We start from the raw sequence: 636 nt of genomic DNA, 5'->3' as shown, positions 1-636 counted from the left end.
CTCGATAACAGCCTCACCGGCAACGCCGCCGCCAACTTCCTCGACGGCAAGGCCGGGGCTGATACCCTGGACGGCGGGGCTGGCAACGACACCTACGTGGTCGACAACCTCGGCGACACGGTAATCGAGCGCGGCACCTCGCTGGCCGAGATCGACACGGTGCTGTCGTCGATCAGCTACACCCTGGGCAGCAACCTCGAGAACCTGACCCTCACCGGCAGCGACCAGCTCGACGCCACCGGCAACGCCCTGAACAACGTGCTGATCGGCAACAGCGGCAACAACGTGCTGGATGGTGGCCTCGGCGCCGACGTGATGATGGGCGGCTTCGGCAACGACACCTACATCGTCGACAACCTCAAGGACACGGTCACCGAAACCAGCACCCTGGCGAGCGAAATCGACACCGTACGCGCCTCGGTGAGCTGGGCCCTGGGCGCCAACCTGGAAAACCTCACCCTGACCGGCAGCGACAACCTCAACGGCGTCGGCAATGCCCTGAACAACGTGCTGACCGGCAACAGCGGCAACAACGTGCTCAACGGTGGCGCGGGGCTGGATACGCTGATCGGCGGCGCCGGCGACGACACCTATATCCTCGACCAGGCCGGCGAACTGGCACTGCTGCAGTGCAGG

At 65.4% G+C, this 636-nt stretch carries 1 pseudogene; it reads left to right on the top strand.

From position 1 onward, the window contains the following. A pseudogene (locus tag AC1DLB_RS31530) lies at positions 1-636 on the top strand (calcium-binding protein); the annotation flags it as partial.

The organism is Pseudomonas sp. 05N434 (genome assembly GCF_056396965.1).
This window is presented reverse-complemented; position numbering and strand designations above follow the sequence as displayed.